Genomic DNA, 25,841 nt, shown 5'->3' on the forward strand with positions numbered 1-25,841 from the left:
GTGAAATCGCGGGCGCGTCCCCAGCTGTCGCTTTCGCGCACGCCCAACAAAAAGCCCCGCCATGGCGGGGCTTTGGCAAACACCGGGCGATTGCTCGCACCGGTGACGGACGGGCCCATTCAAGGGTCACTTCTTGCGTGCAGCAATGGCCTTCTCGGCAGAGCCCACGAGGTCGGCGCCGATCTGGCCCTTCCACTTTTCGTACACGGGGCGCGTGGCCTTCACGAACGCGTCGCGCTCGGCGGCGGACAGCTGCGTGACGGTCACGCCGTTGGCGGCGATTTCCTTGAGCAGGGGCTTGTCGGCCTCGACCATGCCCTTGCGGGCGATGGCGATTTCTTCCTTGCCGGCGTCGATGGCGGCCTGCTTCACGATCTCGCGGTCTGCAGGGGTCCACGAAGCCCAGATGTCCTTGTTCACCACGAACACCAGCGGGTCGTTCACGTAGCCCCACATGGTGATGTGCTTCTGCGCCACGGTATGCAGCTTGGCGGCCTGGTACACGGCGATGGGGTTTTCCTGGCCGTCCACGGCGCCACTGGCAAAGGCGGGCTGCGCGTCGGCCCAGCTCATTTGTGTGGGGTTGGCGCCCAGCGCGGTGAAGGTGTCCAGGAACAGGGGCGAGCCCACCACGCGGATCTTCAGCCCCTTGAGGTCGGCGGGGCTCTTGATGGCCAGCTTGGAGTTGGAGATTTCGCGGTAGCCGTTCTCACCCCAGGCGAGCGGCACGACACCTGCCTTCTCCAGCGTGGTGAAGATCTGCTTGCCCACGTCGCCTTGCGTCACGGCATCGACGGCAGCGTAGTCGGGGAACAGGAAGGGCAGCGAGAACAGGTTGAGCTGCTTGACCTGGGGCGACCAGTTGATGGTGGAGCCCACGGCCATGTCGATCACGCCCTGGCGCAGGGCGCTGAACTCGCGCGTCTGGTCGCCCTGGATCAGCGACACCCCGGGGTAGAGCTTGATGTTGATGCGGCCCTGGGTGCGCTCGCGCACCTTGTTGGCCCACAGCTCGCCGCCCTTGCCCCAGGGAAAGGCCGTGCCCAGCACCAGCGACATGCGGTACTCGCTCTTGTACGCGGTCTGCGCGATGGCGGCTGGGGCGGTGAAGGCGAGGGCGGCGGCAGCGGCCACGGCAGAAGTGAGGAAGGTGCGCAGTTTCATTGTTTCAGTCTCCTGGTTAGAAATTCGTCGGCAAGGGGTCAGTAGCCCAGCTTGGCGGGCAGCCACAGGGCCAGTTGCGGGAAGGCGATCACGGCCACCATCACGAGGAACATGGCAAACAACATCCAGCCCACCCAGCGCACGGTGGATTCCATGCGCACACCGGCAATGCGGCACGACACCATGAGGTTCACGGCCAGCGGCGGGGTGAACTGGCCCAGCGCCACCTTGAGGGTCAGGATCACGCCGAACCATACGGGGTCCCATTGGTAGTGCTGCATGATGGGCAACAAAAGCGGCACGAAGATCAGGAAGATCGAGATGCCGTCGAGGAACATGCCCACGGTGATGAGCAGCACGATGAGCAGCGCCAGCACGCCGTACTCGCCCAGACCCGAATTCACGATGGCGTTGGCCACCGGGTCGATCACGCCCAACGTGGAGAGTGAATACGCAAAGATGCCCGCGAGCGACACCACGATGAGGATCACCGCCGACAGCTCGCCCGATTCGCGCAAGATGGGGAACAGGTCGCGCACAGAAATCGTGCGGTGGATCACCATGCCCACGAACAGGCCGTAGAACACCGCGACCACGGCGGCTTCCGTCGGCGTGAACCAACCGGCCCGCATGCCGCCCAGGATCAGCACTGGCGCGGCCAGGCCCCAGGTGGCCTCACGCAGGCTCTTCCAGAATGGGGGGCGGGGCATGGTGGCTTCGAGCGCGCCCATCTTGTGCTTGCGCGCCATCCACACGGCGGGCACGATCAGCGCAACGCCCGCCAGGATGCCCGGGATCATTCCGGCCGCAAACAGCGCGGGCACCGAGGCGCCCGGCACCAGCACCGAGTAGATGATGAACGCGACCGAGGGCGGGATCAGGATGTCCGTGGCCGCAGCGGCCCCCACCACGCTGGCCGAGAACGAGGGCGGGTAGCCCGCGCGCGACATGGCCGCGATCATCACCCCGCCCACAGCAGCGGCATTGGCCGGGCCCGAGCCCGAGATGCCGCCCAGGAACATGGCCACGGCAATCGCCACCAGAGGCAGCATGCCCGGGCCACGCCCGACGATGGCCACGGCGAAGTTCACGAGGCGCAGCGCCACGCCCGAGCGGTCGAAGATGGAGCCGACCAGCACGAACATGGGGATGGCCAGCAGCGGGTACTTGCCCAGCCCGGCGTAGAAGTTCTGCGGCACGGCCAGCAGGCCGAACCACTGGCTGTCGGCATTGGCCAGCGCGATGGCGGCGGCACCGGCCAGGCCCAGCGCGGCGCCAATCGGCACGCCCACAAACATCAGGCCCAGAAAGGCCACAAACAGCAGCGTGGCGATCATGGTTGCGCATCCTTGTGCGCCGGGGCGGCATCGCTGACCGCGCCGCGGCTGCGGCGGATGAACAGCCCAATGGCGCGTGCCGTGATGAGCGCAGAGAACACGGGCAGCCAGATTGAATACCACCACTGCGGCACGCCGATGCCGGGGGAGGTTTCGCCAAAGCTGTAGTCGTCCCACACCACGCGCACGCTCAGGACGGCGATGACGCCAAACAGCAGGGCCACAGTGGCCGCGCCCAGCATGGACAGGCGCTTGCTGCGCAGGGCAGAGCCGCCCTCGGCAAAGTACTCGATGCGGATGTGCTGGTCACGTGCCACGGCGGCCGAGCCTGCGATGAGCGCCAGCGCGATCATCAGGAACACCGAGATTTCTTCGGTCCAGGCGAACGAGGAGTTGGTGAAGTAACGCACCAGCACGTTGGCAAATGTGATGAGTGCGAGGGCCGCCATGACGATGACGGTGAGCCAGTCTTCAAGGCGCAGCGAGCGGGGCTCGGCCTCGGGACTCGCGGCGCCGGGCAGTGCGTCGGTCGCAGGCCCTTGGGGGGAGGAGGAGGACATGGGGCAGGGGAAGGAGGAGAACAAACACGGGAGCATGCGGGTCGCCCTGCCCGGCAGTGTTGTGCACCAGGGGCCTCGACGCGGAGCGCTGTAGGCGCCGCTTTCTATTATGCGATGGGTTGCTATGCATGCACACCATTGGTGCGCCGCGTCCGCACTGTGTAAACCCTCATGCCTGCGGCCAGCAGGCTCCAGCCCGCGCGCGGATAATGCGCCGATGGAAACCAAGTGGCTTGAAGATTTCGTCAGTCTTGCGGAAACCCGCAGCTTCAGCCGGTCAGCGCAGCTGCGGCATGTGACCCAGCCCGCGTTCTCGCGGCGGATCCAGGCGCTGGAGGCCTGGGCCGGCACCGATCTGGTGGACCGCAGCTCCTACCCCACCCGGCTGACCCCGGCCGGCAAGACCCTGTACGACCAGGCCCTGGAAATGCTCCAGTCGCTGCAGAACACGCGTGCCATGCTGCGCGCGCACACCAGCGCAGGCAAGGACATGATCGAGTTCGCCGTGCCCCACACGCTAGCGTTCACGTTCTTCCCGGCCTGGGTGTCCAGCCTGCACGACAAGTTCGGCCCGTTCAAAAGCCGCCTGATTGCGCTGAATGTGCACGACGCGGTGATGCGCCTGGTCGAAGGCGGGTGCGACCTGCTGATCGCCTACCACCACCCCTCGCAGCCCTTTCAGCTCGATGCCGATCGGTATGAAATGGTCAGCCTGGGTCAGGAAGTGTTGTCGCCCTACAGCAAGGCCGACGCCGATGGCCAGCCCGTGCACCGCCTGCCCGGTCGCGCAGGCCAGCCGCTGCCCTACCTGGGCTATGCGCCCGGCGCCTACCTGGGGCGGGTGACCGAACTCATCCTCAAACAATCGCAGACGCCCATTCACCTGGAGCGCGTGTACGAGACCGATATGGCCGAAGGCCTCAAGGCCATGGCGCTGGAAGGGCATGGCGTGGCCTTCTTGCCCCACAGCGCCGTGAAGAAGGAGCTGCGCTCGCGCCGCCTAGTCAGCGCCGCGCCCCCCGATACCGAAGGCCTGCAGATGACCATGGATGTGCGTGCCTACCGCGAAAAGCCCAATGGCAAGGACACCCCCAAAGGCACGGCGCAGGCGCTGTGGACCTACCTGCAGGCCCAAGCGGCCTCATGCTAAGGGTAAATACGGACATAAACACTTTGCATAGTTGTGCGCGCAAACGGCATTGGAATTTCACCGTAACGACACGTACAGTCTGCGCCATCGCCGGATCGGTGGATAGCAGCGTGTGCCTTGGCAGGGCCCCACGGTGGCACGAAGATTGCAAACCCGGTTCATTCCTTCACAGAGGCATCGTATGAAAGTTCAGCATTGGGGATTGGCCTGGGGCCTCGCAGCACTGTGCTGTGCGGTCGGTGCGTCTGCGCAGGCCAGCGTGCTGGAGCGCGTGGCTGGCGGTGGCAAGCTGGTCATTGCCTACCGTGAATCCTCGGTGCCTTTCTCGTACATCGACAGCCAGTCGGGCAAGCCCGTGGGCTATGCGCTGGACCTGTGCCTGCGCATGGCCGAGCTGGTGCGCAAGAAGACCGGCAAGAAGGACATGGAGATCGAGCTGGTGCCTGTCACGCCGGCCAACCGCATCGCCATGATCGAGCAGGGCAAGGCCGACATGGAGTGTGGCTCCACCACCAACAACGCCGAGCGGCGCCAGAAGGTGGCCTTCACCATCCCCCACTTCATCACCGGCGCGCGGCTGCTGGTCAAGTCCTCCAGCACCATCGACAGGGTGGAGGATCTCAACGGCAAGAAGCTGGTGTCCACCAAGGGCACGACGCCCCTGAAGGCGGCCGACCAAGCCAACCGCGAGCGCCTGATGGGCATCACCATCGTCGAGGCACCCGACCATGCCAAGGCGGTCGAGATGGTCGAGAAGGGTGAGGCCGATGCGTTTGTGATGGACGACGTGCTGCTGTACGGCCTGGCGGCCGGGCGGCCCGACCCCAAGGCGCTCAAGGTGGTGGGCCGCTTCATGACCACCGAGCCACTGGCCATCATGCTGCCCAAGAACGACCCTGAGTTCAAAAAGCTGGTGGACGAGGAAATGCGCCGCCTGATTACCAGCCGCGAGATTTACCCGATTTACGACAAGTGGTTCAACAAGGCCATTCCGCCCAACAACACCGTGCTGAGCCTGCCGGTCAGTTACTTGTTGCGCGACTTCTGGAAATACCCTACCGACCAGGTCCCGTTCTGACTAATATCCCTGGTTGCGTGCTACCCCTTTTTGGAGTGCGGTCCTGACCGGTTACCCCCGGCTGGCCCCTGTCTCTAAAATCCCCCCCTTTTTCGTTTTCAACACAAGGAGATCCCTATGAAGAAACATTTGCTCGCGGTTGCCGTGACCGCCTTGGCTGCAGGCAGCGTATTTGCCCAGGCCAATGACACTCTGGCCAAGATCAAGGCCTCCGGCAGCGTGACGCTGGGCGTGCGCGAGTCTTCAGGTCTTTCGTACACGCTGGGCAACGGCAAGTACGTGGGTTTCCACACCGAAATGGGCGAGATCGTTCTGCACGACATCCAGAAGCAACTGGGCTTGCCCAAGCTGGATATCAAGTACCAGCCCGTGACCTCGCAAAACCGTATTCCGCTGGTGACCAACGGCACCGTGGATCTGGAGTGCGGCTCCACCACCAACAACGCTGCTCGCCAAAAGGACGTGGCGTTTGCCGTGACCACCTATGTGGAAGAAGTGCGCACCGTGGTGAAGGCCAACTCGGGCATCACCTCGATCAAGGACCTGAACGGCAAGACCGTGGCCACCACCACCGGCACGACCTCCGTGCAGACCCTGCGCAAGCACGAACGTGCTGGCGGCATCGACTTCAAGGAAGTGTTCGGCAAGGACCACGCCGACAGCTTCCTGATGCTGGAAACCGGCCGTGCTGACGCGTTCGTGATGGACGGCTCCATCCTGGCTGCCAACATCTCCAAGTCCAAGAACCCTGCCGATTACAAGATCGTGGGCGAAGTGCTGTCGGTGGAACCCATCGCCTGCATGCTGCGCAAGGACGACCCCGCGTTCAAGAAGGCTGTGGACGACTCCATCAAGCGCCAGATCGCCGACGGCTCGCTGGCCAAGCTGTACGACAAGTGGTTCATGCAACCCGTGCCACCGACCAACACCAAGATCGGCCTGCCGATGTCCGACGCTACCAAGGCAGCCTGGGCATCGCCTAACGACAAGCCCATGGAAGACTACGCCAAGAAGTAAGCTCTGCAACGCTTGTGCCCCTTCGGCCAGCTGGTTTGAAGGGGCTTTTTTGTTGGGTCGGCCCAGTGGGTCCCCCAGCGCAAAACCAAAAATTAAAGGGGTGCTCCTATGAGTTGGGATTGGCAGGTGTTCTGCCAGGACACCATGGACCGGGATGTGGTGCAGGGCTGCTTTGGCAAAGGCGGCGAGATCACCTACCTGGACTGGATGCTGTCGGCCTGGGGCTGGACGGTGTCCGTTTCGCTGCTGGCCTTGCTGCTGGCGCTTGTGTTGGGTTCATTCATCGGTACGCTGCGCACCTTGCAGGATCGCCCGATGATCGTTCGGCTGGGCAATGCCTGGGTCGAGCTGTTTCGCAATATTCCGCTGCTGGTGCAGATTTTCCTGTGGTACCACGTGCTGCCCAGCCTGTTCCCGGTGCTGCGGGGCGTTCCCGGTTTTGCGCTGGTGGTGCTGGCGCTGGGCTTTTTCACCTCGGCACGTATCGCCGAGCAGGTGCGTTCGGGCATCCAGGCCCTGCCACGCGGCCAGCGGTATGCCGGCATGGCCATGGGTTTCACCACCTTCCAGACCTACCGCTATGTGCTGCTGCCCATGGCGTTTCGCATCATCATTCCGCCGCTGACCAGCGAGACGATGAACATCTTCAAGAACTCGTCCGTGGCGTTTGCCGTGTCGGTGGCCGAACTCACCATGTTCGCCATGCAGGCGCAGGAAGAAACCTCGCGCGGCATCGAGGTCTATCTGGCGGTGACCACGCTGTACATCATCTCGGCGTTTGCGATCAACCGCATCATGGCCTTCATTGAAAAACGCGCACGCATCCCTGGCATGGTCGTGAGTGGCGCGGCCGGAGGGGGGCATTGATATGAATCTCGATTTCTCCTTCTACAACTGGGACCTGATCTCCAACTTCGTGCTCAAGGGGCTGTACTTCAGCCTGATCCTCACGCTGGTGGCCACCATCGGGGGCGTGCTGTTCGGCACCGTGCTGGCACTCATGCGCCTGTCGGGCAAGAAGTGGCTGGATGTGCCCGCCACCATCTACGTCAACGGCATGCGCTCCATTCCGCTGGTGATGGTGATCCTGTGGTTCTTCCTGCTGGTGCCCGCCATCATCGGCCGCCCCATTGGCGCGGAAGTGTCGGCAGTCATCACCTTCATTGCCTTTGAGGCAGCGTACTTCAGCGAAATCATGCGCGCTGGCATCCAGTCCATCCCACGCGGCCAGGTGTACGCCGGCCAGGCATTGGGCATGACCTACGGCCAGAACATGAAGCTGGTGGTGCTGCCCCAGGCGTTCCGCAACATGCTGCCCGTGCTGCTCACCCAGACCATCATCCTGTTCCAGGACACGTCGCTGGTTTATGCCATTGGCGCCTACGACATGCTCAAGGGCTTTGAAGTGGCGGGCAAGAACTTTGGTCGTCCGATCGAGGCGTACCTGGCCGCTGCGGTTCTGTACTTCATCATGTGCTATGCGCTGTCCTGGGCGGTCAAGCGCCTGCACCAGAAGATCGCGATCATCCGCTGATCGAGGCTGGTGCAAAAGAGATTGGATTGAGGAAAAAGAAATGATCGAACTCAAAAACGTATCCAAGTGGTATGGCCCGGTGCAGGTGCTCAACGAGTGCTCGGCCACCATCAACAAGGGTGAAGTGGTTGTGGTCTGCGGGCCCTCGGGCTCTGGCAAGTCCACACTCATCAAGACCATCAACGCGCTCGAACCCTTCCAGAAGGGCGAGATCACGGTCGATGGCGTGAAGCTGCATGACCCCAGCACCAACCTGCCCAAGCTGCGCAGCCGCGTGGGCATGGTGTTCCAGCACTTCGAGCTGTTCCCCCACCTGTCGGTGACGGACAACCTGACCATTGCGCAGATCAAGGTGCTGGGCCGCAGCGCGGACGACGCCAAGAAGCGCGGCCTCAAGATGCTGGAGCGCGTGGGCCTGATCGCCCATAAGGACAAGTTCCCCGGCCAGCTCTCGGGCGGTCAGCAACAGCGCGTGGCCATTGCGCGCGCGCTGAGCATGGACCCCATCGTGATGCTGTTCGACGAACCCACATCCGCGCTCGACCCCGAAATGGTCGGCGAAGTGCTGGACGTGATGGTGGGCCTGGCCAACGAAGGCATGACCATGATGTGCGTGACCCACGAAATGGGCTTTGCCCGCAAGGTGAGCAACCGCGTGATCTTCATGGACGTGGGCGGCAAGATCCTGGAAGACTGCTCCAAGGACGACTTCTTCAACAACCCCGACGCACGCCAGCCGCGTACCAAGGACTTCCTCAATAAGATCCTGCAGCACTGAACGGTGCCTGCACCCCCGTGCCGCAAGGGTTGGGGGCTACAAAAAAAGCGCTCTACGGAGCGCTTTTTTCATGGATCTGACCCGTCCTACCCGGCGTTGACACATGGACCTTTCAAAAAGGGCATGTGTCATGGAATCAAGTGTCAAACGCACGCAGCGCGACTACACACTGGCCTTTAAGTTGGCGGCGGTGGAGCAGGTGGAAAAAGGCGAGCTCACGTACAAACAGGCGCAGCAGCGCTACGGTATCCAGGGCCGCTCGACGGTTCTGGTCTGGCTGCGCAAGCACGGTCGCCTGGGCTGGAGTCCTGCGGCATCATCTGCAGCCATGCCGATAGACAAGAAGAACACTGGGGCTCTCACGCCCGAGCAGCAGATCAAGGCCCTGCAGGTGCAGCTCGCACAGGCGCAGGAGAAGGCCAGGCTATTCGAAGCCGTCATCGACGTGCTGCGCAAGGACTACGGGGTGCGCGTCGTAAAAAAGCCTTTGGGCAAGTCCTCGCGCAAAACCTTGTCACAGGGTTGAGCGTGAAGAGGGCTTGCCAGCACATGGGCCATAGCCGGCAGGCGTATTACCAGGGCAGGCGCCGCCAGGCCGATCGCCTCGCGAACGCGCAGGCGGTGGTGGAGTTGGTGCGCGAGCAGCGCATGCGTCGGCCACGCATCGGCACGCGTAAGCTGCACTACCTGCTGCAGGAGCCGCTGCAGCGCTGAGGCATCGACTTGGGCCGCGATGCAATGTTCGACGTCCTGCGCAACGCCAGGCTGCTGGTGGCGCCCCGGCGGGCGTACCACAAGACGACCGACAGCCACCACCGCTTCAGGCGCCACCCCAACCTGCTCAAAGCCGGGCCACAGCAGGTTCGCGCCAGCGCCAGCGAACAGGTCTGGGTAGCAGACATCACCTACTTGCCCACACACGGCAAGTTTGTTTACCTGAGCCTGGTCACGGATGCTTATTCCAGAAAGATCGTCGGCTGGCACGTGCATGAGAGCCTGCAGACCGAGGAGGTGGCGCAGGCCATGAAGATGGCGCTATTGGGGCGACAGAGCAGTCGGCAGCTGGTGCACCACTCCGACAGGGGTATCCAGTACTGCTCGACGTATTACCAGGCCCTGCACAAGCGCCATGGCGTGATCTGCTCGATGACGGACGGCTACGACTGCTACCAGAACGCGCTGGCCGAGCGGGTCAACGGCATTCTGAAGACCGAGCTCTTGTTGCAGCGCCCTGCGGATCTCGCCCAGGCCAGACGCATGGTCGAGCAGTCGGTGCGCATTTACAACTGCGAGCGGCCACACCTATCGCTGAAAATGCAAACGCCCGATGCGGTGCATCGGGCGTCGTTGGCCGGATAGTCCGGCTGGAGTTTTAAACCGTCCTGGGTGTCAACGCTATTCAGGACGGGTCAATCCACCCAGGGCTGAACGTCTGCTGCGCGCAGGCTAGCGCTTGCTCCGCCGACTGGCTGGCGAGGGGCCTTCCACGATGAGCTGGGACTCAAAATCCGTCCACAGGTCGTCGCGCCGTTTCAGCGCCTCGGACACCGCCTTGTGCCGCAGCTGCGCCACGGCCGACACCAGCGCATTGCACAGGAAGAACGCGGCGGTGTACGAGTCAAACGGCGACGCGTTGGACGTGCGCACCTGCAGCCGGTGGTGAGACAACGCGGCCAAGGGCGCTGCGGCGCTGTCGGTGATGGCCAGCACCTGGGCGCCCGCGTCGCGAAAGCGCTGCGCCACTTTCACCGGCCCGCTCGCGTAGCGGCGAATGCTGAAGACCAGCAGGGCGTCCTCAGGCTGAATCCACAGCAGCTGATCGGTGGCGTCCACGGCGCCAGCCCCCAGCTCGTGCACGCCGGGGCGGCACATGTTCAGGTGCAGCGCCAGCCAGGCGGCCACCGGGGCGCTGTTGATCTGCGCCAGCACAAAAATGCGGCCCTTGCCCTGCGCGATGCGCGCCACCATGGCCTCGAAGGCCACCATGTCCAGTCCGTCGCGTGTGGTGGTGAGGTTGTGCTGGTCGTGTAGCAGTGCATCGTCCACGCACTGCTGCAGGCTGCGCCGGGTGCCGATGGTGACGGGGGCGCGCTGCCCGGCCGTTTGCAGCAGGGCGGTGACCTCGGCCCGTGCCTCGCGCTGCGCCTCGGCATAGCTGCCGTAGCCCAGCTTGGCAAACAGCCGCACCACGGTCGATGCACTGGTGCCTGTGCGCGCAGCAAGGGCGGTGGCGGACTCCAGCAGGGCATGGGGGTAGTCGCGCCCCAGCGCCTCGGCCAATGCACGTTCGCTCGCGGTCAGGTCGGCATCCTGGCGGGCCAGCCGCTCCGTCAGCAAGGCGGTGGTTTCTTGCAATGATGATTTCATAAAATACTCAATCGTGCAAAATACGTTGCAAAACCTGGAGTCGCATGCAACACTGCGACCCAAATTTTGCCCCCACCCGGCATTGCCCAAGGACAAAGATGCTCAATACCTCGAACGAAACCCGACTGCCGGTGCATGCTCAGGTGCTGGACTGGCTGGCCCGGCAGCAGCAGGCCATGCAAGACCTGTTGCAAAAAGTGGTCAACATCGAAAGCGGCAGCCGCAATGAAGCGGGCGTGACGGCGGTGGCGCATGCTTTGGCCGAGCGCCTGCAGGCGGCCGGTGTGCCCGTGCAGTTCGAGCCCGTGCCTGGCTATGGCGTGCTGCTGCACGCGCAGGTCAAGCCTGCGGAAGGTACGGACACCGGCGGCGCCCCCATCATCCTCATGGGGCACATGGACACGGTGTTTCCCGATGGCACGGTGGCCAAGCGCCCCTACCGCGAGGAAGCGGGGCGCGCCTATGGTCCCGGCGTGGCCGACATGAAGTCGGGCCTGGTGCTCAACGTGTTTGTCGCCGAGGCCCTTGCTCGCTGCGGTGGGCTGAAGGCCCCGCTGCACCTGTTCTTCTCGTGCGACGAAGAGGTCGGCTCGCCCGCCACGCGTGACCTCATCATGGCCCGCGTGCGGGGCGCGCGTGCGGTGTTCAATGCCGAGCCCGGCCGCGTGAGCGGCAACGTGGTCACCAGCCGCAAGGGCTCGATGGTGGTGGAGTTCGAGGTCCAGGGCGTGGCCGCGCATGCAGGCATCAACCACGCCGCTGGCGCCAGTGCCATCGAAGCCCTGGCCCGCAAGACCCTGGCGCTGCACGCGCTGACCGACACTGCCATGGGCATCACCTGCAACGTGGGCGTGGTGCAGGGCGGCATCGTGCCCAATATGGTGGCCCCTCACGCGCGTGCCGAGGTGGACTTGCGCTTCACGGCCGACACCAACCCCGACGACCTGCTGGAGCGCGTGCGCGCCATCGTCGAAGAAGAGTCCGTGCCCCGCACCCAGGGCCGCATCACCACCACGCGCCGCTCCCTGCCCATGAAGCCCACGCCCGACTACCTGCTGGCGCTGTACCAGCAGGGCGCCCGTTCACTGGGCTTTGAGGTGCAAGGTGAGTTCACCGGCGGCGCGGCCGACAGCGGCCTCACCGCCTCGGTGGGCGTGCCCACGCTATGCGCCACCGGCCCCGTGGGCGGCCACCCGCACACCGAACGCGAGTACTGCGAGCTGTCCACCTTCGTGCCCCGCGCACAAGCCGTGGCACTGGCCGTGCTGGCACACCCCTGATTCTTTTCGTTCCTGTTGGACCTGCTGGACCTGTTTTGACCCGTTTTCTGAGTTCCTTGACTGCCATGACCGCCACCACTTCCCGCCGCCATCTCCTGACCACTGGCCTGGGCCTCGCGGGCCTTGCTGCATTGCCCGCCCTGGCGCAGGACAAATTCCCTTCGCGTCCCATCACGCTGGTGGTGCCGTTCCCGCCCGGCGGGTCGGTGGACATCATGGCGCGCCAGTATTCCGAGCCGCTGTCGCGCGTGCTGGGCGTGCCGATCGTGGTGGAAAACCGCGCTGGCGCCGGGGGCTCGGTGGGCGCGCAGTATGTGGCGCGCTCCAAGGCCGACGGCTACACCCTGGTGGTCTCGTCGCAAAGCAGCCACCTGGCCAACCCGCTGACCCAGCCCAAGATCGGCTACGACCCCATCAAGGACTTTGAAAACATCGCCCTCCTGGGCCGCCAGCCCAATGCCCTGGTGGTGCACAGCAGCCTGCCGTTCAAGACCTTCAAGGAGTTCATCGACTACGCCAAGAAGAACCCCGGCAAGCTCAACTACGGCAGCGGCGGCGTGGGCAGCATGGGCCAGCTCAATGTGGAAATGCTCAAGGTCTCCACGGGCGTGTTCACCACGCACATTCCCTACCGTGGGGGCACGCCGCTGATCACGGGCGTGCTGGGCAACGAGGTGCAGTTCATCCTCGACAACCTGGTCATCATGCTGCCGCACATCCAGGCGGGCAAGGTGCGCGCCCTGGCCGTGGCCGCCGACCAGCGGCTGCCGCAGCTGCCGGACGTGCCCACCATGGCCGAGGTGGGCCACCCCGAGCTGAACCTTACCTCCTGGACCGGTCTGGCAGCCCCTGCCGGCACGCCCGAGTCTGTGGTGCAGACCCTGTACAAGGCCGTGCGCCAGGTGGCCACGTCGCCCGCCATGGTGGCCAACCTCAAGGACCGTGGCGTGATCGTGCCGGAAGAGATGCCGCCCGCTGCGTTCGAAAAGATGATGGCCGACCGCATGGTGAAGTTCGGTGCAGTCGTCAAACGCGCGGGCATCACCGCCGAATAAACCGGTCCACCTGCCCGTAGCGCGCCGGTTTTGAGCGATTTTGCTCGGTAGCGCTACGTTCATATGCCTCGACAGCTATGAAAATGAGAGCGTTTGGGAGCCTCTTGCCCACAATGGGACAATCACACCCATGACTGCAGCCCCCCAAACCCTCACCATCACCCGCCCCGACGACTGGCACCTGCATGTGCGCGACGGCGAGCCCTTGCACACCGTCGTGCCGCACACCGCCGCCCAGTTCGGCCGCGCGATCATCATGCCCAACCTGCGCCCACCGGTCACCACGGCCGAGCAGGCCCTGGCGTACAAGCAGCGCATCCTGGCTGCCGTGCCCGCCGGTATGCAGTTCGAGCCGCTGATGACGCTGTACCTGACGGACAACCTGCCGCCCGAAGAAATCGCGCGTGCCAAGGCCGCTGGCGTGGTGGCCTGCAAGCTCTACCCCGCAGGCGCCACCACCAACAGCGACGCGGGCGTGACCGACATCCGCAAGACCTATAAAACGCTCGAAGCCATGCAGAAGGCCGGCATGCTCCTGCTGGTGCATGGCGAGGTGACCAGCAGCGACATCGACCTGTTCGACCGCGAGGCCGTTTTCATCGAGCAGCAACTCATCCCGCTGCGCCGCGACTTCCCCGAGCTGAAGATCGTCTTCGAGCACATCACCACCAAGGACGCGGCCGACTACGTGATGCAGGCCGACCGCTTCACGGCCGCCACCATCACCGCGCACCACCTGCTGTACAACCGCAACGCCATCTTCATCGGCGGCGTGCGGCCCCACTACTACTGCCTGCCCGTGCTCAAGCGCGAAACGCACCGCGTGGCCCTGGTGCAGGCCGCCACCAGCGGCAGCAGCAAGTTCTTTCTGGGCACCGACAGCGCACCCCACCCGGCGCACCTCAAGGAGCACGCCACCGGCTGCGCGGGCTGCTACACCGCCCACGCCGCCATCGAGATGTATGCCGAGGCATTCGACAACGCGGGCGCGCTCGACCAGCTCGAAGGTTTTGCCAGCTTCCACGGCCCGGACTTCTACAGCCTGCCACGCAACACCGGCACCATCACCCTGCGCCGCGAGTCGTGGACACCGCCCGACAGCTTTGCCTTTGGCGAGGCCGAACTCAAGCCCCTGCGCGCCGGTGAAGCCCTGCCGTGGCGGCTGGTGTAAGTCCGCCCTTCGACGCCATCGACTGGAGCGCCCCCTGGCTGGCGCCGTGGCGCGGCCTGGGCCAACCCCTGGCCCAGCAGCTGTTGCAGGATGACCCATCGGTGCACCAGGCATTGCAGACCGCAGCGCCGCAGGGTGCTCCCGTGGTCTTTGTGCCCCAGTCCGCGCTGCCCGAAGGCACCGCCTACGAGCAGTACATCTGGGACACCCGCCGCGTGCCCACGCGCGACAACCTGCACGACTTTTTCAACGGCCTGGTCTGGCTGCGGTTTCCGCACACCAAGCGGCGCCTGAACCAGCTGCAGGCCCAGGCCATCGCCGCCGATGGCGTGCAGGCCGTGCGCGGACCGCTGCGCGATGCACTCACGGTGTTTGATGAAAACGGCGCGCTGCTGCAGGCGCCGGATGCCCTGTGGGATGCGCTCCGGGCGAGGGACTGGCAGCGCCTGTTCATCGACCTGCGCCCGCTGTGGGGCCAGGCCCGGCTGGTGCTGTTTGGGCACGCACTGCTCGAAAAGCTGGTTTTTCCGCGAAAACCCATGGTGGCGCACGTATTTCATGCGCCGGCAGCTATTGATTCCATAGCGGAGGTGGATGCGTGGCTGGCAGGGCAGGTGGAGGCCTCGGCATGGTCCAGCAAGCCCTTCACGCCGCTGCCGGTGCTGGGCGTGCCCGGCTGGTGGCCGGCCAATGCAGCGCCGGGCTTCTATGCCGATGCGCAGGTGTTCCGGCCCTTGCGGGCCGCGGCGGTTTCGTAATTCCCGCCAAGGCTTGTGTGATAAGGCCCCGGCCGGGGTTTGCACCTACCATAGCGCGATGAAATCGCGGCCATGGGGGGCTGCCACGGCCTCGCCGCCTGGAGACTGGCGCTTGAAGCGGCGCCCCCGGCCCCCATCTGAGCCAGCAAACACTCGTTGTTGTTTACCCCACGGAGAAACCATTCCATGAAGCGGATCCTTTTGTTTGTGATGACCAACCTGGCCGTCGTTGTCGTGCTGGGGGTGGTGGCCAGCCTGCTGGGCGTCAACCGCTACCTCACGGCCAACGGGCTCAACCTGGGCGCGCTGCTGGGCTTTGCGCTCATCATGGGTTTTGGCGGCGCGATCATCTCGCTGCTCATCAGCAAGCCCATGGCCAAGTGGACCTCGGGTGTGCGCGTGATCGACGGCTCCGGCTCGCCGGACGAGCGCTGGATCGTCGAGACCGTGCGCAAGTTCGCCGACCAGGCCCAGATCGGCATGCCCGAAGTCGGCATCTTTGAAGGCGACCCCAATGCCTTTGCCACGGGCGCGTTCAAGAACTCCGCCCTGGTGGCGGTGTCCACCGGCCTGCTGCAGGGCATGACCCGCGACGAGGTCGAGGCCGTGATCGGCCACGAAGTGGCCCACATCGCCAACGGCGACATGGTGACCATGACGCTGATCCAGGGCGTGATGAACACCTTCGTGGTGTTCCTGTCGCGCGTCATCGGCTACGCGGTGGACAGCTTCCTGCGCAAGAACGACGAGAACAGCTCGGGCCCTGGCATCGGCTACTACGTGACCACCATCGTGCTCGACATCGTGCTGGGCTTTGTGGCCGCGATGATCGTGGCCTGGTTCAGCCGCCAGCGCGAGTTCCGCGCCGACGCGGGCGCAGCCCAGCTGATGGGCCGCCGCCAGCCCATGATCAACGCGCTGGCCCGCCTGGGTGGCATGCACCCCGGCGAGCTGCCCAAGAGCGTGGCGGCCATGGGCATCGCCGGTGGCATTGGCAAGCTGTTCAGCACCCACCCGCCCATTGAAGAGCGCATTGCTGCGCTGCAGAACGCACAGCAGCAATAACCCGAACCGCCTCAGGCGCAACGCCTGATCGGCACCGAGGGCCGCCACAGTCTTGCACTGTGGCGGCCTTTTTGTTGTTGCGTTGCGGCTGTTGCTTTGGCGCTCCGGCAGGGTGTGGCCTGTTGTGGGCCGGCTCAAGGACTTGTAACCTTTTGTCGATACATTCCCAACGCCTGCCACCCCCAGCCGCTGTCCCGCGTTGCCCCATTCACCCTCACGAGAGCCTCCCATGTCCATCTCCCACGCACGTGTTGCTGTCCGCCTGGCCCTGGCTTTTGGTGTGGTCTGCCTCGTCATGTCCCTGTCGGCGGCGGTGGGCATCTGGCGGCTGGCCGGGCTGCAGGACATTGCGGACGACCTGGGCGGTGCGTCGTCCGAGCGCGCGCTGCTGGCGCGGGAGCTGCACGCCATCGTGGTGCTCAGCTCCGCCCGCGCCGAAACGCTGCTGGAGATCGACAACAACCCCGACTACGCGGCGCGCATCGACGCCGACCGCAAGACCACCTCGGCCCGCTCGTCCGAAGTGCGCAAGCGCCTGGACGAGCTGGCGGCAGACCCGGAATCGCAGGCCTTGTTCGATGCCATCGACAAGGCCGGCAACGGCTTTCGCACGGTGCGGGACGACCTCGTCAAGCGCCGCAAGGCGGGCGAGGCCTTGCCGCCCGACGCCATTGCCAAGCAGCTGCGTCCTGCGGCAGACGCCTACGCCGCTGCCGTGGACAAGCTGGCCGAATACCAGCGCCAGCGTGTGGCCGAAGCGCGAGCCGCTGCCGCCCGCAGCGAAAGCCAGGGCATCACGCTGCTGGCGGCGGGCTCGTTGGTGGGCTTGCTGCTGAGCCTGGCCTGCGCCTGGCTGCTGTCGCGCTCCATCCTGCAGCCCCTGGCCCATGCGTCCGAGGTGACCGACCGCATTGCCGAAGGCGACCTCACCTCTCCCGTGCCCGCGCCGCAGGCGGGCAACCGCGACGAGCTGCAGGCCCTGCTGGCGCGCCTGGGGGGCATGCAGGCACGGCTGGCCGAGCTGGTGGTGGGCATGCGCCAGGCCAGCACCTCGGTGGCCGGTGCCAGCAGCGAGATCGCGGCAGGCAACAGCGACCTGTCGGCCCGCACCGAGCAGACCGCCTCCAACCTCGAAGAGATCGCCGCCAGCATGGAGGAGCTGCTGGCCACCGTGCGCCACAGCGCCGACGCGGCTGCGCAGGCCAGCACCCTGGCCACTGGCGCCAGCAGCGTGGCCCAGCGCGGGCGCGAGGCGGTGGACCGCGTGGTGGGCACCATGGACGGCATTGCACTGTCGTCGCGCCGCATTGCCGACATCACCAGCGTGATCGATGGCATTGCATTCCAGACCAACATCCTCGCGCTGAATGCGGCCGTGGAGGCAGCCCGTGCTGGTGAGCAGGGCCGTGGCTTTGCGGTGGTGGCCAGCGAAGTGCGCAGCCTGGCCCAGCGCTCGGCCACGGCGGCCAAGGAGATCGGGGGCCTCATCAGCGACAGCGTGCGGCAGGTGGACGAAGGCACCCAGCTGGTCCACGCGGCAGGCGGCACCATGGGCGAGATCGTGAACTCGGTGCAGCAGGTGGCCACCATCATTGGCGAGATCAGCACTGCGGCGCGCGAGCAGACCACGGGCCTGAGCCAGGTGGGTGAGGCGGTCTCGCAGCTCGACCAGATGACGCAGCAGAACGCCGCACTGGTGGAGGAGTCCTCGGCCGCCGCGCAGGGGCTGCGGGTGCAAGCGCAGCAGCTGGCCGAGCTGGTGGAGGCGTTTCGCCTGCCTTCGGGCAACGCGCTGCCTCGCTAGGCGAGAGTACACCGGGCTTTCACGTCAGATCCACCCGCCAGCGCCTTCGCGGCGCGCGCAAGGCGTGGCGCTTGCGGTACTCCCCCGGCGCCATGCCGGTGTAGCGCACAAAGATGCGCCGGAACGCCGCCGGGTCGGCATAGCCGCAGGCCGTGGCAATGCTGGGCACGCTTTCCAGCGTCACCTCCAGCAGCACCTTGGCGCGTGCGCAGCGCAGGCTGTGCAGGTGGTCCAGCGGCGACTGCGACAGCTCCAGCTGAAAGTGCCGCAGCAAAGTGCGCGGGCTCACCGCCGCCGCCTCGGCCAGCCGGGCCAGCGAATAGGGCTCGTCCAGATGGGTCTCCATCCAGGCCATGGCGCGGGCCAGGGTGCTGTCGCGCGTCGCTGGGATGTGTTGCTGCGCGTTGGCCTGCAGCGCAGCCCGGGCGCGTTCGTGGTCGGGCCGCAGCACGCTGGCGCAGGTCTGGGCCAGCGCGTCACCCAGTGCGTGGCGCACCAGGGCGATGGCCATTTCTCCCAGGCTGTGGGGCAGCGCACAGCTGAGCCAGGGGCCGTCATCGGTCAGGTCGTGGCCTGCATCGAGGTCGATGTCGGGAAAGTCGCGCTCAAACCCGGCCAGGTAGAACCACGGCAGGCCGCAGCGGCGGCCCTGCAGGCGCCCGCTCTGCGCCGCCAGCCAGGCCCCGTTGCCGACGGTGAGCACCTTGTGCCCGGCATCCAGCGCAATGCCGATCTGGCGCGAGAGGGCGCGGTGGCGCGACGCCACGCTGCGGATGGCGGGGATGTCGGCGGCGTGGAAGGAGGGAATGAACCAGGCGAATGCAGGCCCCTCGGCAGGTGCCGCCGTGGGCTGCGTGTAGGCCGCCAGCGGGCCCGGCTGGTGCGCCAGCGGCTGGCCTTGGGCATCCAGCAGCCGCCAGGCCAGGCGGGGCGAGCCAGCGCCGCCCCGCAAGCCGGCCAGCAGATTGGCGCTGCGCAAGAGGTCGATGAACTGCAGTGCGTTGCCCACCGCCGATTCGGGCAGCAGCGGGATGTCGATGCGAAAAACCGGCGCCGTCGCAGAGGGGACAGAAGAACGGGGCATGGCGGTATTGGCTCTGTGGATGGCCATTTTCGCTTGTCTGCAGCGTGGGGTGGGCTCTTAGCATGAACGTGCGCTTTTTGCCGCGTTCCTTTTTGTTTTCACTTCCTGCACGGATCTGTCTCATGCACAAACCCCTCTCTGCCATCTCGCTGGCCACCGGCCTGCTTCTCAGCGGGCTGACGTTCGCATCGTCCGCCCAGGCCCAGGCCCTGGACGCCGCCGGCCTGCAGGCCATCGATGCCGCCGTGACGGCCGTGGCGCCCAAGATGGTCAACTGGCGCCGCGACATCCATGCCCACCCCGAACTCTCGGGCCAGGAAGTGCGCACGGCCAAGCTCGTGGCCGAGCACCTGAAGAAGCTGGGCATGGACGTGCAGACCGGCGTGGGCGGCACCGGCGTGGTGGGCACGCTCAAGGGGGGCCTGCCCGGCAAGGTGGTGGCCCTGCGCGCTGACATGGATGCCCTGCCCGTGCCCGAGAACACCGGCCTGCCGTTTGCGAGCAAGGCCAAGGCCAACTACCTGGGCAAGGAAGTGCCCGTGATGCACGCCTGCGGCCATGACGCCCACACCGCCATGCTGATGGGCGCGGCCGAGGTGCTGGCGGGCATGAAGGCGCAGCTGCCCGGCACGATCAAGTTCATCTTCCAGCCCGCCGAAGAGGGCGCGCCTGTGGAGCCCGACGCCAACGGCAAGGTGCCCAGCTTCGGCGCCAAGGCCATGATCGAAGCCGGTGCGCTCAAGGACGTGCAGGCCATCTACGGGCTGCACATCACCTCCAACCTGCCAGGCGGCGTGGTGGGCTACCGCAGCGGCCCGCTGATGGCCGGGTCGGACAACATCACCATCCATGTGGAAGGGCGTGGCGGCCATGGCTCGTCGCCCTGGGCCACCATCGACCCCATCGTGGCCGCCAGCCAGGTGGTGATGGGCCTGCAGACCGTGGTGAGCCGCCAGCTCAACATCAGCCAGGAGCCGGCGGTGGTCACCATCGGCCAGATCCAGGGCGGCACACGCTACAACATCATCCCCGACAAGGTGGAGATGATGGGCACGCTGCGCACCTTTGACGAAGACATGCGCCAGGAAGCGCTCAAGCGCATCACCACCACGGCCGAGTCGATTGCCGCCGCCAGCGGTGCCAAGGCCAGCGTGCGTTTTGGCCCCGTGGCCTACCCCGTGACCACCAACCCCGCGCCGCTCACGCAGGCCTCGCTGCCCGCGCTGAACCTGGCCATGGGCGGCAAGACCATGGTGATCCCGAAGGTGGCAGGGTCGGAGGACTTCTCGGAGTTCCAGAAGGTCGTGCCGGGCTTCTTCTACTTCCTGGGTGCGCCACCCAAGGGCAAGGATTTTGCCAAGGCCCCGCCCAACCACTCTGCGCTGTTCGACATCGACGAAGACCAGTTGCCCGTGGGCGCCCGCTCGCTGGCGGCGCTGGCCGTGGACTTTTTGCAGCGCAAGTAAGCGGTGCCACGGGCCGGCTCCGCCAGGAGGCAGGTCAGCCCGTTGCGCCCAGCAGGCTGCGGGCCACGGCCTCGCCGACCTTGATGCCATCCACGCCGGCGGACAGAATGCCGCCCGCGTAGCTGGCGCCTTCGCCCGCCGGGTACAGGCCCGGCGTGTTCAGGCTTTGCAAGTTGTCGCCACGGCCAATCTTGAGCGGCGACGAGGTGCGTGTCTCCACACCCGTCAGCACCGCGTCGTGCATGTCAAAGCCCTTGATCTTGCGGCCGAACACGGGCAGCGCCTCGCGCAGCGCCTCGATGGCATAGCCGGGCAGGGCGGCGTGCAGGTCGCCCAGGGCCACGCCGGGCTTGTACGAGGGCTCCACGCTGCCCAGCTGGGTCGAAGGCTTGCCCGCAATGAACTCGCCCACCAGTTGGCCCGGTGCGCTGTAGTCACGGCCGCCCAGCACAAACGCATTCGATTCGAGCTGGCGCTGCAGCACGCTGCCCGACAGGGGGTGGAACTGCCCGGCGGGCAGGGCTTCCACGCCATAGGTCTGGCCCAGGTGGGTTTCAAACGCCTGCGCGTCCTGCGGGTAGTCGCGGGGGTCGATGCCCACCACCATGCCCGCATTGGCATTGCGCTCGTTGCGCGAATACTGGCTCATGCCGTTGGTCACCACGCGGTGGGGTTCGCTGGTAGCGGCCACCACCGTGCCACCGGGGCACATGCAGAAGCTGTACACCGCGCGGCCATTGGCGGCGTGGTGCACCAGCTTGTAGTCGGCTGCGCCCAGCAGGGGGTGGCCCGCGTGACGGCCCCAGCGGGCGCGGTCGATCACGCCCTGCGGGTGCTCAATGCGAAAGCCGATGGAGAACGGCTTGGCCTCCATGGCCACGCCGCGTTGGTACAGCATGGCAAAGGTGTCGCGCGAGCTGTGGCCCAGCGCCATCACGACGTGGTCGGCGCGCAGCTCGGTGGTCTCGCCCGTGGCCTGGTTCAGCACTTGGAGGCCGCGCAGGTGGCGCTGCTCGCCCTGGCCTTCGATGATCACGTCCGTCACGCGCTGCTCAAAGCGGATCTCGCCGCCCAGCGCAATGATCTGCTCGCGCAGGTTTTCCACCACCTTGACCAGTTTGAAGGTGCCGATGTGCGGGTGGGCGACGTACAGGATTTCTTCGGGCGCACCGGCTTTGACGAACTCGTTCATCACCTTGCGGCCCAGGTGGCGCGGGTCTTTGATCTGACTGTAGAGCTTGCCGTCGCTGAAGGTGCCTGCGCCGCCTTCGCCAAACTGCACATTGCTTTCGGCATGCAGTTCGCGCTTGCGCCACAGGCCCCAGGTGTCTTTGGTGCGTTCGCGCACGGTCTTGCCACGCTCCAGCACGATGGGCTTGAAGCCCATTTGCGCCAGCACCAGCGCCGCAAAAATGCCGCAGGGCCCAAAGCCCACCACCACCGGGCGCAGGGGTAGGTTGGCAGGCGCCTGGCCCACGGGGTGCCAGGCCATGTCGGGCGTGGGCTGGATGTGCGGGTTGCCTGCAAACTGGGCCAGCTGCGCGGCCTCGCGCTCGGGCTGGGCCAGCGTCACGTCCACGATGTAGACGGCCAGCAGGTCGGCCTTGCGGGCGTCAAAGCTGCGCTTGAAAACGTGCAGGTGGGCGATGTCGGCGTCGGAGATGCCCAGGATGTGGGTGACGGCGGCGCGGAGGGGCGCCTCGGGGGCTTCGGCAGCGGTGAACGGCAGCCGGATTTCGGAGAGTCGGATCATGGTCTTGCGGGCCCGTGTCGATCGGGCGAAAAGCAATGGCGTGGGGCCGGGATGATACGGGGTCTGCGCAGCGGGCGGAACCCCGCCGGCCTACGCGGCCGGGGTGTGGGAGGCGCTATCTATATAAAAATGATAGCAATCAAGGCATGTTGCACTAGCGCATTCGGCAGTTTTGGCTGAATTTTTGTTGTCAGGACGTGTTTAGGCTTCCTGGGCAGGCCGCTGGCGCCAGCGCAGCTCGGCCACACCCAGTGCGAAGGCCGCCAGCACCAGCGGCCCAAAGTAGTACAGCGCCCGGTAGGCCAGCAGTGCCGCCAGCACCTGTTCCTGCCCCAGTGCGTCGGTGGCCAGCAGCGCTACGCCCATGGCCTCCAGCACGCCCAGGCCTGCAGGCATGCGCAGCACCAGCCCGGCCACGGCCCCCAGCAGCACGGTGGCCAGGGCGGCGGGGTAGGGCACCTGGTGTTGCAACACCGTCCACAGTGCGGCGCCCATCAGCATCCAGTTGGTGGCCGATGCCGCGATTTGCCACAGCGCCACGGGCCAGCGCGGCAGTGGAAAAGCGTGGCCCCGCAGCGTGATTGCGCGGCCTCTGCGCACTGCGCACAGTGCCAGGTAAACCAGCGGCAAGCAGCCCAGCACCGTGCCGCCCAGGCGCCACTGCCAGGGCGCTACCGCCCACCCGGCCACCGCTGGCGGCTGCCAAATCCACGCCAACACCCCGGCCAGCAGCAGGTAGCCCATCCAGTTGGTCACGATGCTGGTGCCCACCACCTGGCCGATGGTGCCGGGGTCCACGCCGCGCCGGGCATACAGCCGGTAGCGCACGCCCACGCCCCCGATCAGCGAGCCCAGATTGAGCGTGAACGGGTAGCTCGTCATGGCGATGGCCAGCGTGGTACCACGCGGCAGGCGGTGACCGCTGCAATGGCGGCCCACCCAGTCAAAGCTGCCGTAGGTGAAGTGGCTCAGCAGCGCCAGTGCGCCTGCCAGCGCCAGTGCGGCGGTGGGCAGGTCGCGCAGCGCCTGCAGCACGGCGGGCCAGTCCACCGTGCGCGCCTGCCGAAAGATCAGCGCGGCCACCACCGCAAAGAAGGCGATGGCGACCCCCCGCGTGAGCCAGGGCCACCAGACCTGCTGTGACCAGTGGCGCCAGCCACTGGTGGTGTGCCGGTTGCTGCCCACCTGGGTGTCCGCGTGCAGCGTGGGGGTGGCCATGGTGTGTGCCTGTCCGCTCAGGTGGCGGGACTGCCTGCGGGCTCTGCGGCACCCGGGTTGGCGAGCGTGATGTTGGGCTCGTGCCGGGGCAGCCAGCCCGCCCAGGCGGGGAACCAGCGCAGCAGGTGGAACACCGCATAGCTGCGCAGCAGGCGCAGGCCGTTCCAGCGGCTGGGCGCGGTGGCTTGCACTTGCTTGCAGCTGTGCTCCATCAGGTGCGACAGGCGCCTGTGCAGGTGGGCGTTGAAGGCGCGGTCCTGGATGATCACGTTGGCCTCCAGGTTCAGCGACAGGCTCAGCGGGTCGAGGTTGCTGGAGCCCACGGTGGACCAGTCCTCGTCCACCAGCGCCACCTTGCCGTGCAGCGGGCGGTCGCAATATTCGTACACCCGCACCCCTGCGCGCTGCAGGTGGTCATACAGCAGGCTGGCCGCCGTCTTCACGATGGGCATGTCGGGCTGGCCTTGCAGGATGATGCGCACATCCACCCCCCGTTTCGCGGCGCGCCGCATCTCGCGGATGAAGCGGTAGCCGGGGAAGAAGTAGGCATTCGCAATCACGACCCGGCTGCGCGCTGCGCGCAGGGCCACGCGGTAATGGCGCTCGATGTCGTTGGTGTGCTGTTGGTTGTCCCGTGTCACAAACATCGCGTGCGCGGTGCCCGCGTGCGGGCGCCCGGTGATGCCGGCAGCCTGGTGGCGCTTGCGCTCCTGGCGGCTGAGCACCGCCTCGCGGGTGAAGTGGTGCATCTGCGCCACGATGGGGCCGCGCACCTGCACGGCGTAGTCCTGCTTGGCCTCGGGGCCAAAGTCGGCCACATGGTCGGCCGAGTAGTTGATGCCGCCAATGAACCCCAGGTGCCCGTCCACCACCACGATCTTGCGGTGCATGCGGCGCAACATATTCAGCCGCTGGCCCAGGAAGCGGCGGCCCGGGTCAAAGATGCGAAAGTGCACGCCGGCCTCCACCAGGCTGCCGACAAACTGGTCCGACAGATCGGGCGAGCCAAAGCCGTCCACCAGCACATGCACCTCTACACCCCGCTGGGCGGCCGCCAGCAGCGCGGCGTGCAGTTGCTGGCCGATCTTGTCCTCGAACAGGATGAAGGTTTCCAGCATCACCTCGCGCCGGGCGTCGGCAATGGCCTGGAACACGCGGGGAAAGAACTCCTCACCGTTTTCCAGCAACTCAAAATGGTTGCCGGGCACCCAGCGCGAGGACCGGGGTGCGCGCAGGGCGCGGGGCGTGCTGAAGGCAAGGCGTTTCATAGCAGGATCTCCGCAGCCAGGGGCGCATGGTCCGAGAGCTTGTCCCAAGGCTTCTTGGGCAGCGCCAGCGGCGAGTGCACGGTGGCGTTGCGCACATAAATGCGGTCGAGCGCCAGCAGCGGCATCGCCGCGGGAAACGTGCGCACCGCCCTGCCAAAGGCCTGCACGAACACCTCCTGCAAGCCGGCTTCGCGGTGCAGGATGCCGTGTGCGCGGTGGCGCCAGTCGTTGAAATCGCCGGCCAGCACTACGGCCTCATTGGCGGGAAAACTGTTGACCAGATCGCACACGCGGCGCAACTGGTGCTGCCGGTGCGACTCCTGCAGGCCCAGGTGCACACACACGGCATGCACCGGCAGGTGGTGCCCGGGAGGCTGCAGCACACAGTGCAGCATGCCGCGCCGTTCGGGCCCGCTCACCGAGATGTCGTGATTTTCGTAGTGCGTGATGGGAAACTTGGACAACAGCGCGTTGCCATGGTGGCCGTTGTCATACACCGCATTGCGCCCGTAGGCGTACTGCGACCAGAGGGAGTCGGCCAGAAACTCGTAGTGCGGCACCTGCGGAAAGTTGGCCAGACGGCTGGCGTGCCGGTGGTGCGTGCCCAGCACTTCTTGCAAGAACACCAGGTCCGCCGCCACGTCGCGCACGGCCTCGCGCAGCTCGTGCAGCATGAAGCGCCGGTTGAAGGTGGTGAAGCCCTTGTGCACGTTCACGGTGAGCACCTTGAACGCAATAGGCTGAGAGTCTGTCGCGGAGTTCGGGGCCATGGGCAGTTGCAATCGTTGGAAGGGGCTCCGGCGAAATCACCGCAGAGGTGGGCCGGCGCGAACACTGATTGTTCTGGCCTGCGTGCCCCGCCGCTGTAGGACGGCTGGCCGTGGCTTTGTGCTGCGCAGCCCAAAAAAAAGGCCCCGAAGGGCCCTGGTGTGAG

General features: G+C 66.0%; 22 protein-coding genes and 1 pseudogene. 14 read left to right on the plus strand and 9 right to left on the minus strand.

The features are described from left to right. Positions 1-126 precede the first annotated feature (126 nt). The 3 genes from C8C95_RS13365 to C8C95_RS13375 are packed head-to-tail and all read right to left on the minus strand — an operon-like array spanning position 127 to position 3,061. Entirely contained in the window at positions 127-1,164 is a 1,038-nt protein-coding gene (locus C8C95_RS13365) for a DctP family TRAP transporter solute-binding subunit (RefSeq protein ID WP_099731254.1), read from the minus strand. A gap of 38 nt (positions 1,165-1,202) precedes the next feature. Then, on the minus strand, positions 1,203-2,501 hold the full coding sequence (locus C8C95_RS13370; RefSeq protein WP_056059349.1) for a TRAP transporter large permease: 1,299 nt from the start codon (positions 2,499-2,501) through the stop codon (positions 1,203-1,205). Continuing rightward, the gene (locus tag C8C95_RS13375) at positions 2,498-3,061 is read right to left on the minus strand and encodes a TRAP transporter small permease (RefSeq protein ID WP_056059347.1); all 564 of its coding nucleotides are present in this window, start codon (positions 3,059-3,061) and stop codon (positions 2,498-2,500) included. Before C8C95_RS13375 ends, C8C95_RS13370 begins: the two co-directional genes overlap by 4 nt. A 217-nt stretch (positions 3,062-3,278) precedes the next feature. Here C8C95_RS13375 and C8C95_RS13380 point away from each other — a divergent pair, with 217 nt between their 5' ends. The 7 genes and pseudogenes from C8C95_RS13380 to C8C95_RS13410 all read left to right on the plus strand — a co-directional run bounded on the left by C8C95_RS13380 (position 3,279) and on the right by C8C95_RS13410 (position 9,977). After that, a complete protein-coding gene (locus C8C95_RS13380; RefSeq protein ID WP_056745314.1) occupies positions 3,279-4,211 on the plus strand; it encodes a LysR family transcriptional regulator in 933 nt (310 codons plus the stop codon). 181 nt (positions 4,212-4,392) lie between these two features. Continuing rightward, the gene (locus tag C8C95_RS13385) at positions 4,393-5,289 is read left to right on the plus strand and encodes an amino acid ABC transporter substrate-binding protein (RefSeq protein ID WP_056059343.1); all 897 of its coding nucleotides are present in this window, start codon (positions 4,393-4,395) and stop codon (positions 5,287-5,289) included. Between the two features lie 117 nt (positions 5,290-5,406). Then, positions 5,407-6,306, plus strand: coding sequence for an amino acid ABC transporter substrate-binding protein (locus C8C95_RS13390; protein WP_056745312.1), 900 nt, complete (start codon positions 5,407-5,409; stop codon positions 6,304-6,306). A 108-nt stretch (positions 6,307-6,414) separates the two neighbouring features. Next, positions 6,415-7,173, plus strand: coding sequence for an amino acid ABC transporter permease (locus C8C95_RS13395; RefSeq protein ID WP_056059340.1), 759 nt, complete (start codon positions 6,415-6,417; stop codon positions 7,171-7,173). A 1-nt stretch (position 7,174) separates the two neighbouring features. Further along, positions 7,175-7,840, plus strand: a complete 666-nt coding sequence (locus C8C95_RS13400; protein WP_056059987.1) for an amino acid ABC transporter permease — start codon at positions 7,175-7,177, stop codon at positions 7,838-7,840. A 40-nt stretch (positions 7,841-7,880) separates the two neighbouring features. Further along, a complete protein-coding gene (locus C8C95_RS13405) occupies positions 7,881-8,618 on the plus strand; it encodes an amino acid ABC transporter ATP-binding protein (RefSeq protein WP_056059339.1) in 738 nt (245 codons plus the stop codon). 130 nt (positions 8,619-8,748) lie between these two features. Then, positions 8,749-9,977: pseudogene (locus C8C95_RS13410) on the plus strand (IS3 family transposase). A gap of 87 nt (positions 9,978-10,064) precedes the next feature. Here C8C95_RS13410 and C8C95_RS13415 read toward each other — a convergent pair. After that, a complete protein-coding gene (locus tag C8C95_RS13415; RefSeq protein WP_116748905.1) occupies positions 10,065-10,985 on the minus strand; it encodes a MurR/RpiR family transcriptional regulator in 921 nt (306 codons plus the stop codon). A 98-nt stretch (positions 10,986-11,083) separates the two neighbouring features. Here C8C95_RS13415 and C8C95_RS13420 point away from each other — a divergent pair, with 98 nt between their 5' ends. The 6 genes from C8C95_RS13420 to C8C95_RS13445 all read left to right on the plus strand — a co-directional run bounded on the left by C8C95_RS13420 (position 11,084) and on the right by C8C95_RS13445 (position 18,118). Next, positions 11,084-12,265: a M20 family metallopeptidase gene (locus C8C95_RS13420; RefSeq protein WP_116748906.1), complete on the plus strand. Its 1,182-nt coding sequence runs from the start codon at positions 11,084-11,086 to the stop codon at positions 12,263-12,265. A 65-nt stretch (positions 12,266-12,330) separates the two neighbouring features. Continuing rightward, the gene (locus C8C95_RS13425) at positions 12,331-13,320 is read left to right on the plus strand and encodes a tripartite tricarboxylate transporter substrate binding protein (protein WP_116748907.1); all 990 of its coding nucleotides are present in this window, start codon (positions 12,331-12,333) and stop codon (positions 13,318-13,320) included. 130 nt (positions 13,321-13,450) lie between these two features. Next, positions 13,451-14,491: a dihydroorotase gene (gene pyrC / locus C8C95_RS13430; protein ID WP_116748908.1), complete on the plus strand. Its 1,041-nt coding sequence runs from the start codon at positions 13,451-13,453 to the stop codon at positions 14,489-14,491. Next, entirely contained in the window at positions 14,476-15,249 is a 774-nt protein-coding gene (locus tag C8C95_RS13435; protein WP_116748909.1) for a DUF3025 domain-containing protein, read from the plus strand. Before pyrC ends, C8C95_RS13435 begins: the two co-directional genes overlap by 16 nt. Before the next feature lie 186 nt (positions 15,250-15,435). Continuing rightward, positions 15,436-16,314 (plus strand): protease HtpX, encoded by an 879-nt coding sequence (gene htpX / locus C8C95_RS13440; RefSeq protein ID WP_056745306.1) that lies wholly within the window; start codon positions 15,436-15,438, stop codon positions 16,312-16,314. Positions 16,315-16,543: 229 nt separating this feature from the next. Continuing rightward, positions 16,544-18,118: a methyl-accepting chemotaxis protein gene (locus tag C8C95_RS13445; protein WP_116748910.1), complete on the plus strand. Its 1,575-nt coding sequence runs from the start codon at positions 16,544-16,546 to the stop codon at positions 18,116-18,118. 19 nt (positions 18,119-18,137) lie between these two features. Here the strand turns inward: C8C95_RS13445 and C8C95_RS13450 are convergent, their stop codons facing one another. Continuing rightward, complete coding sequence (locus tag C8C95_RS13450) at positions 18,138-19,202, minus strand: helix-turn-helix domain-containing protein (RefSeq protein ID WP_116750283.1); 1,065 nt, start codon at positions 19,200-19,202, stop codon at positions 18,138-18,140. 122 nt (positions 19,203-19,324) lie between these two features. On the opposite strand from C8C95_RS13450, the gene C8C95_RS13455 reads away from it, so the two are divergent. Next, positions 19,325-20,668, plus strand: coding sequence for an amidohydrolase (locus C8C95_RS13455; protein WP_056059323.1), 1,344 nt, complete (start codon positions 19,325-19,327; stop codon positions 20,666-20,668). A gap of 34 nt (positions 20,669-20,702) precedes the next feature. Here C8C95_RS13455 and C8C95_RS13460 read toward each other — a convergent pair whose 3' ends face one another. The 4 genes from C8C95_RS13460 to C8C95_RS13475 all read right to left on the minus strand — a co-directional run bounded on the left by C8C95_RS13460 (position 20,703) and on the right by C8C95_RS13475 (position 25,677). Next, on the minus strand, positions 20,703-22,421 hold the full coding sequence (locus C8C95_RS13460) for an NAD(P)/FAD-dependent oxidoreductase (protein WP_116748911.1): 1,719 nt from the start codon (positions 22,419-22,421) through the stop codon (positions 20,703-20,705). Between the two features lie 201 nt (positions 22,422-22,622). Beyond that, a complete protein-coding gene (locus tag C8C95_RS13465; protein ID WP_116748912.1) occupies positions 22,623-23,639 on the minus strand; it encodes a lysylphosphatidylglycerol synthase domain-containing protein in 1,017 nt (338 codons plus the stop codon). A 17-nt stretch (positions 23,640-23,656) separates the two neighbouring features. Continuing rightward, a complete protein-coding gene (gene clsB / locus C8C95_RS13470; protein WP_116748913.1) occupies positions 23,657-24,907 on the minus strand; it encodes a cardiolipin synthase ClsB in 1,251 nt (416 codons plus the stop codon). Beyond that, positions 24,904-25,677 carry an endonuclease/exonuclease/phosphatase family protein gene (locus C8C95_RS13475; RefSeq protein WP_116748914.1) on the minus strand — a complete coding sequence of 258 codons (774 nt, stop codon included), beginning with the start codon at positions 25,675-25,677 and terminating at the stop codon, positions 24,904-24,906. The genes clsB and C8C95_RS13475 overlap by 4 nt, the downstream gene beginning before the upstream one ends. Positions 25,678-25,841 lie beyond the last annotated feature (164 nt).

This window comes from Acidovorax sp. 99, assembly GCF_003096455.1.
Classification (GTDB): domain Bacteria; phylum Pseudomonadota; class Gammaproteobacteria; order Burkholderiales; family Burkholderiaceae_C; genus Acidovorax; species Acidovorax delafieldii.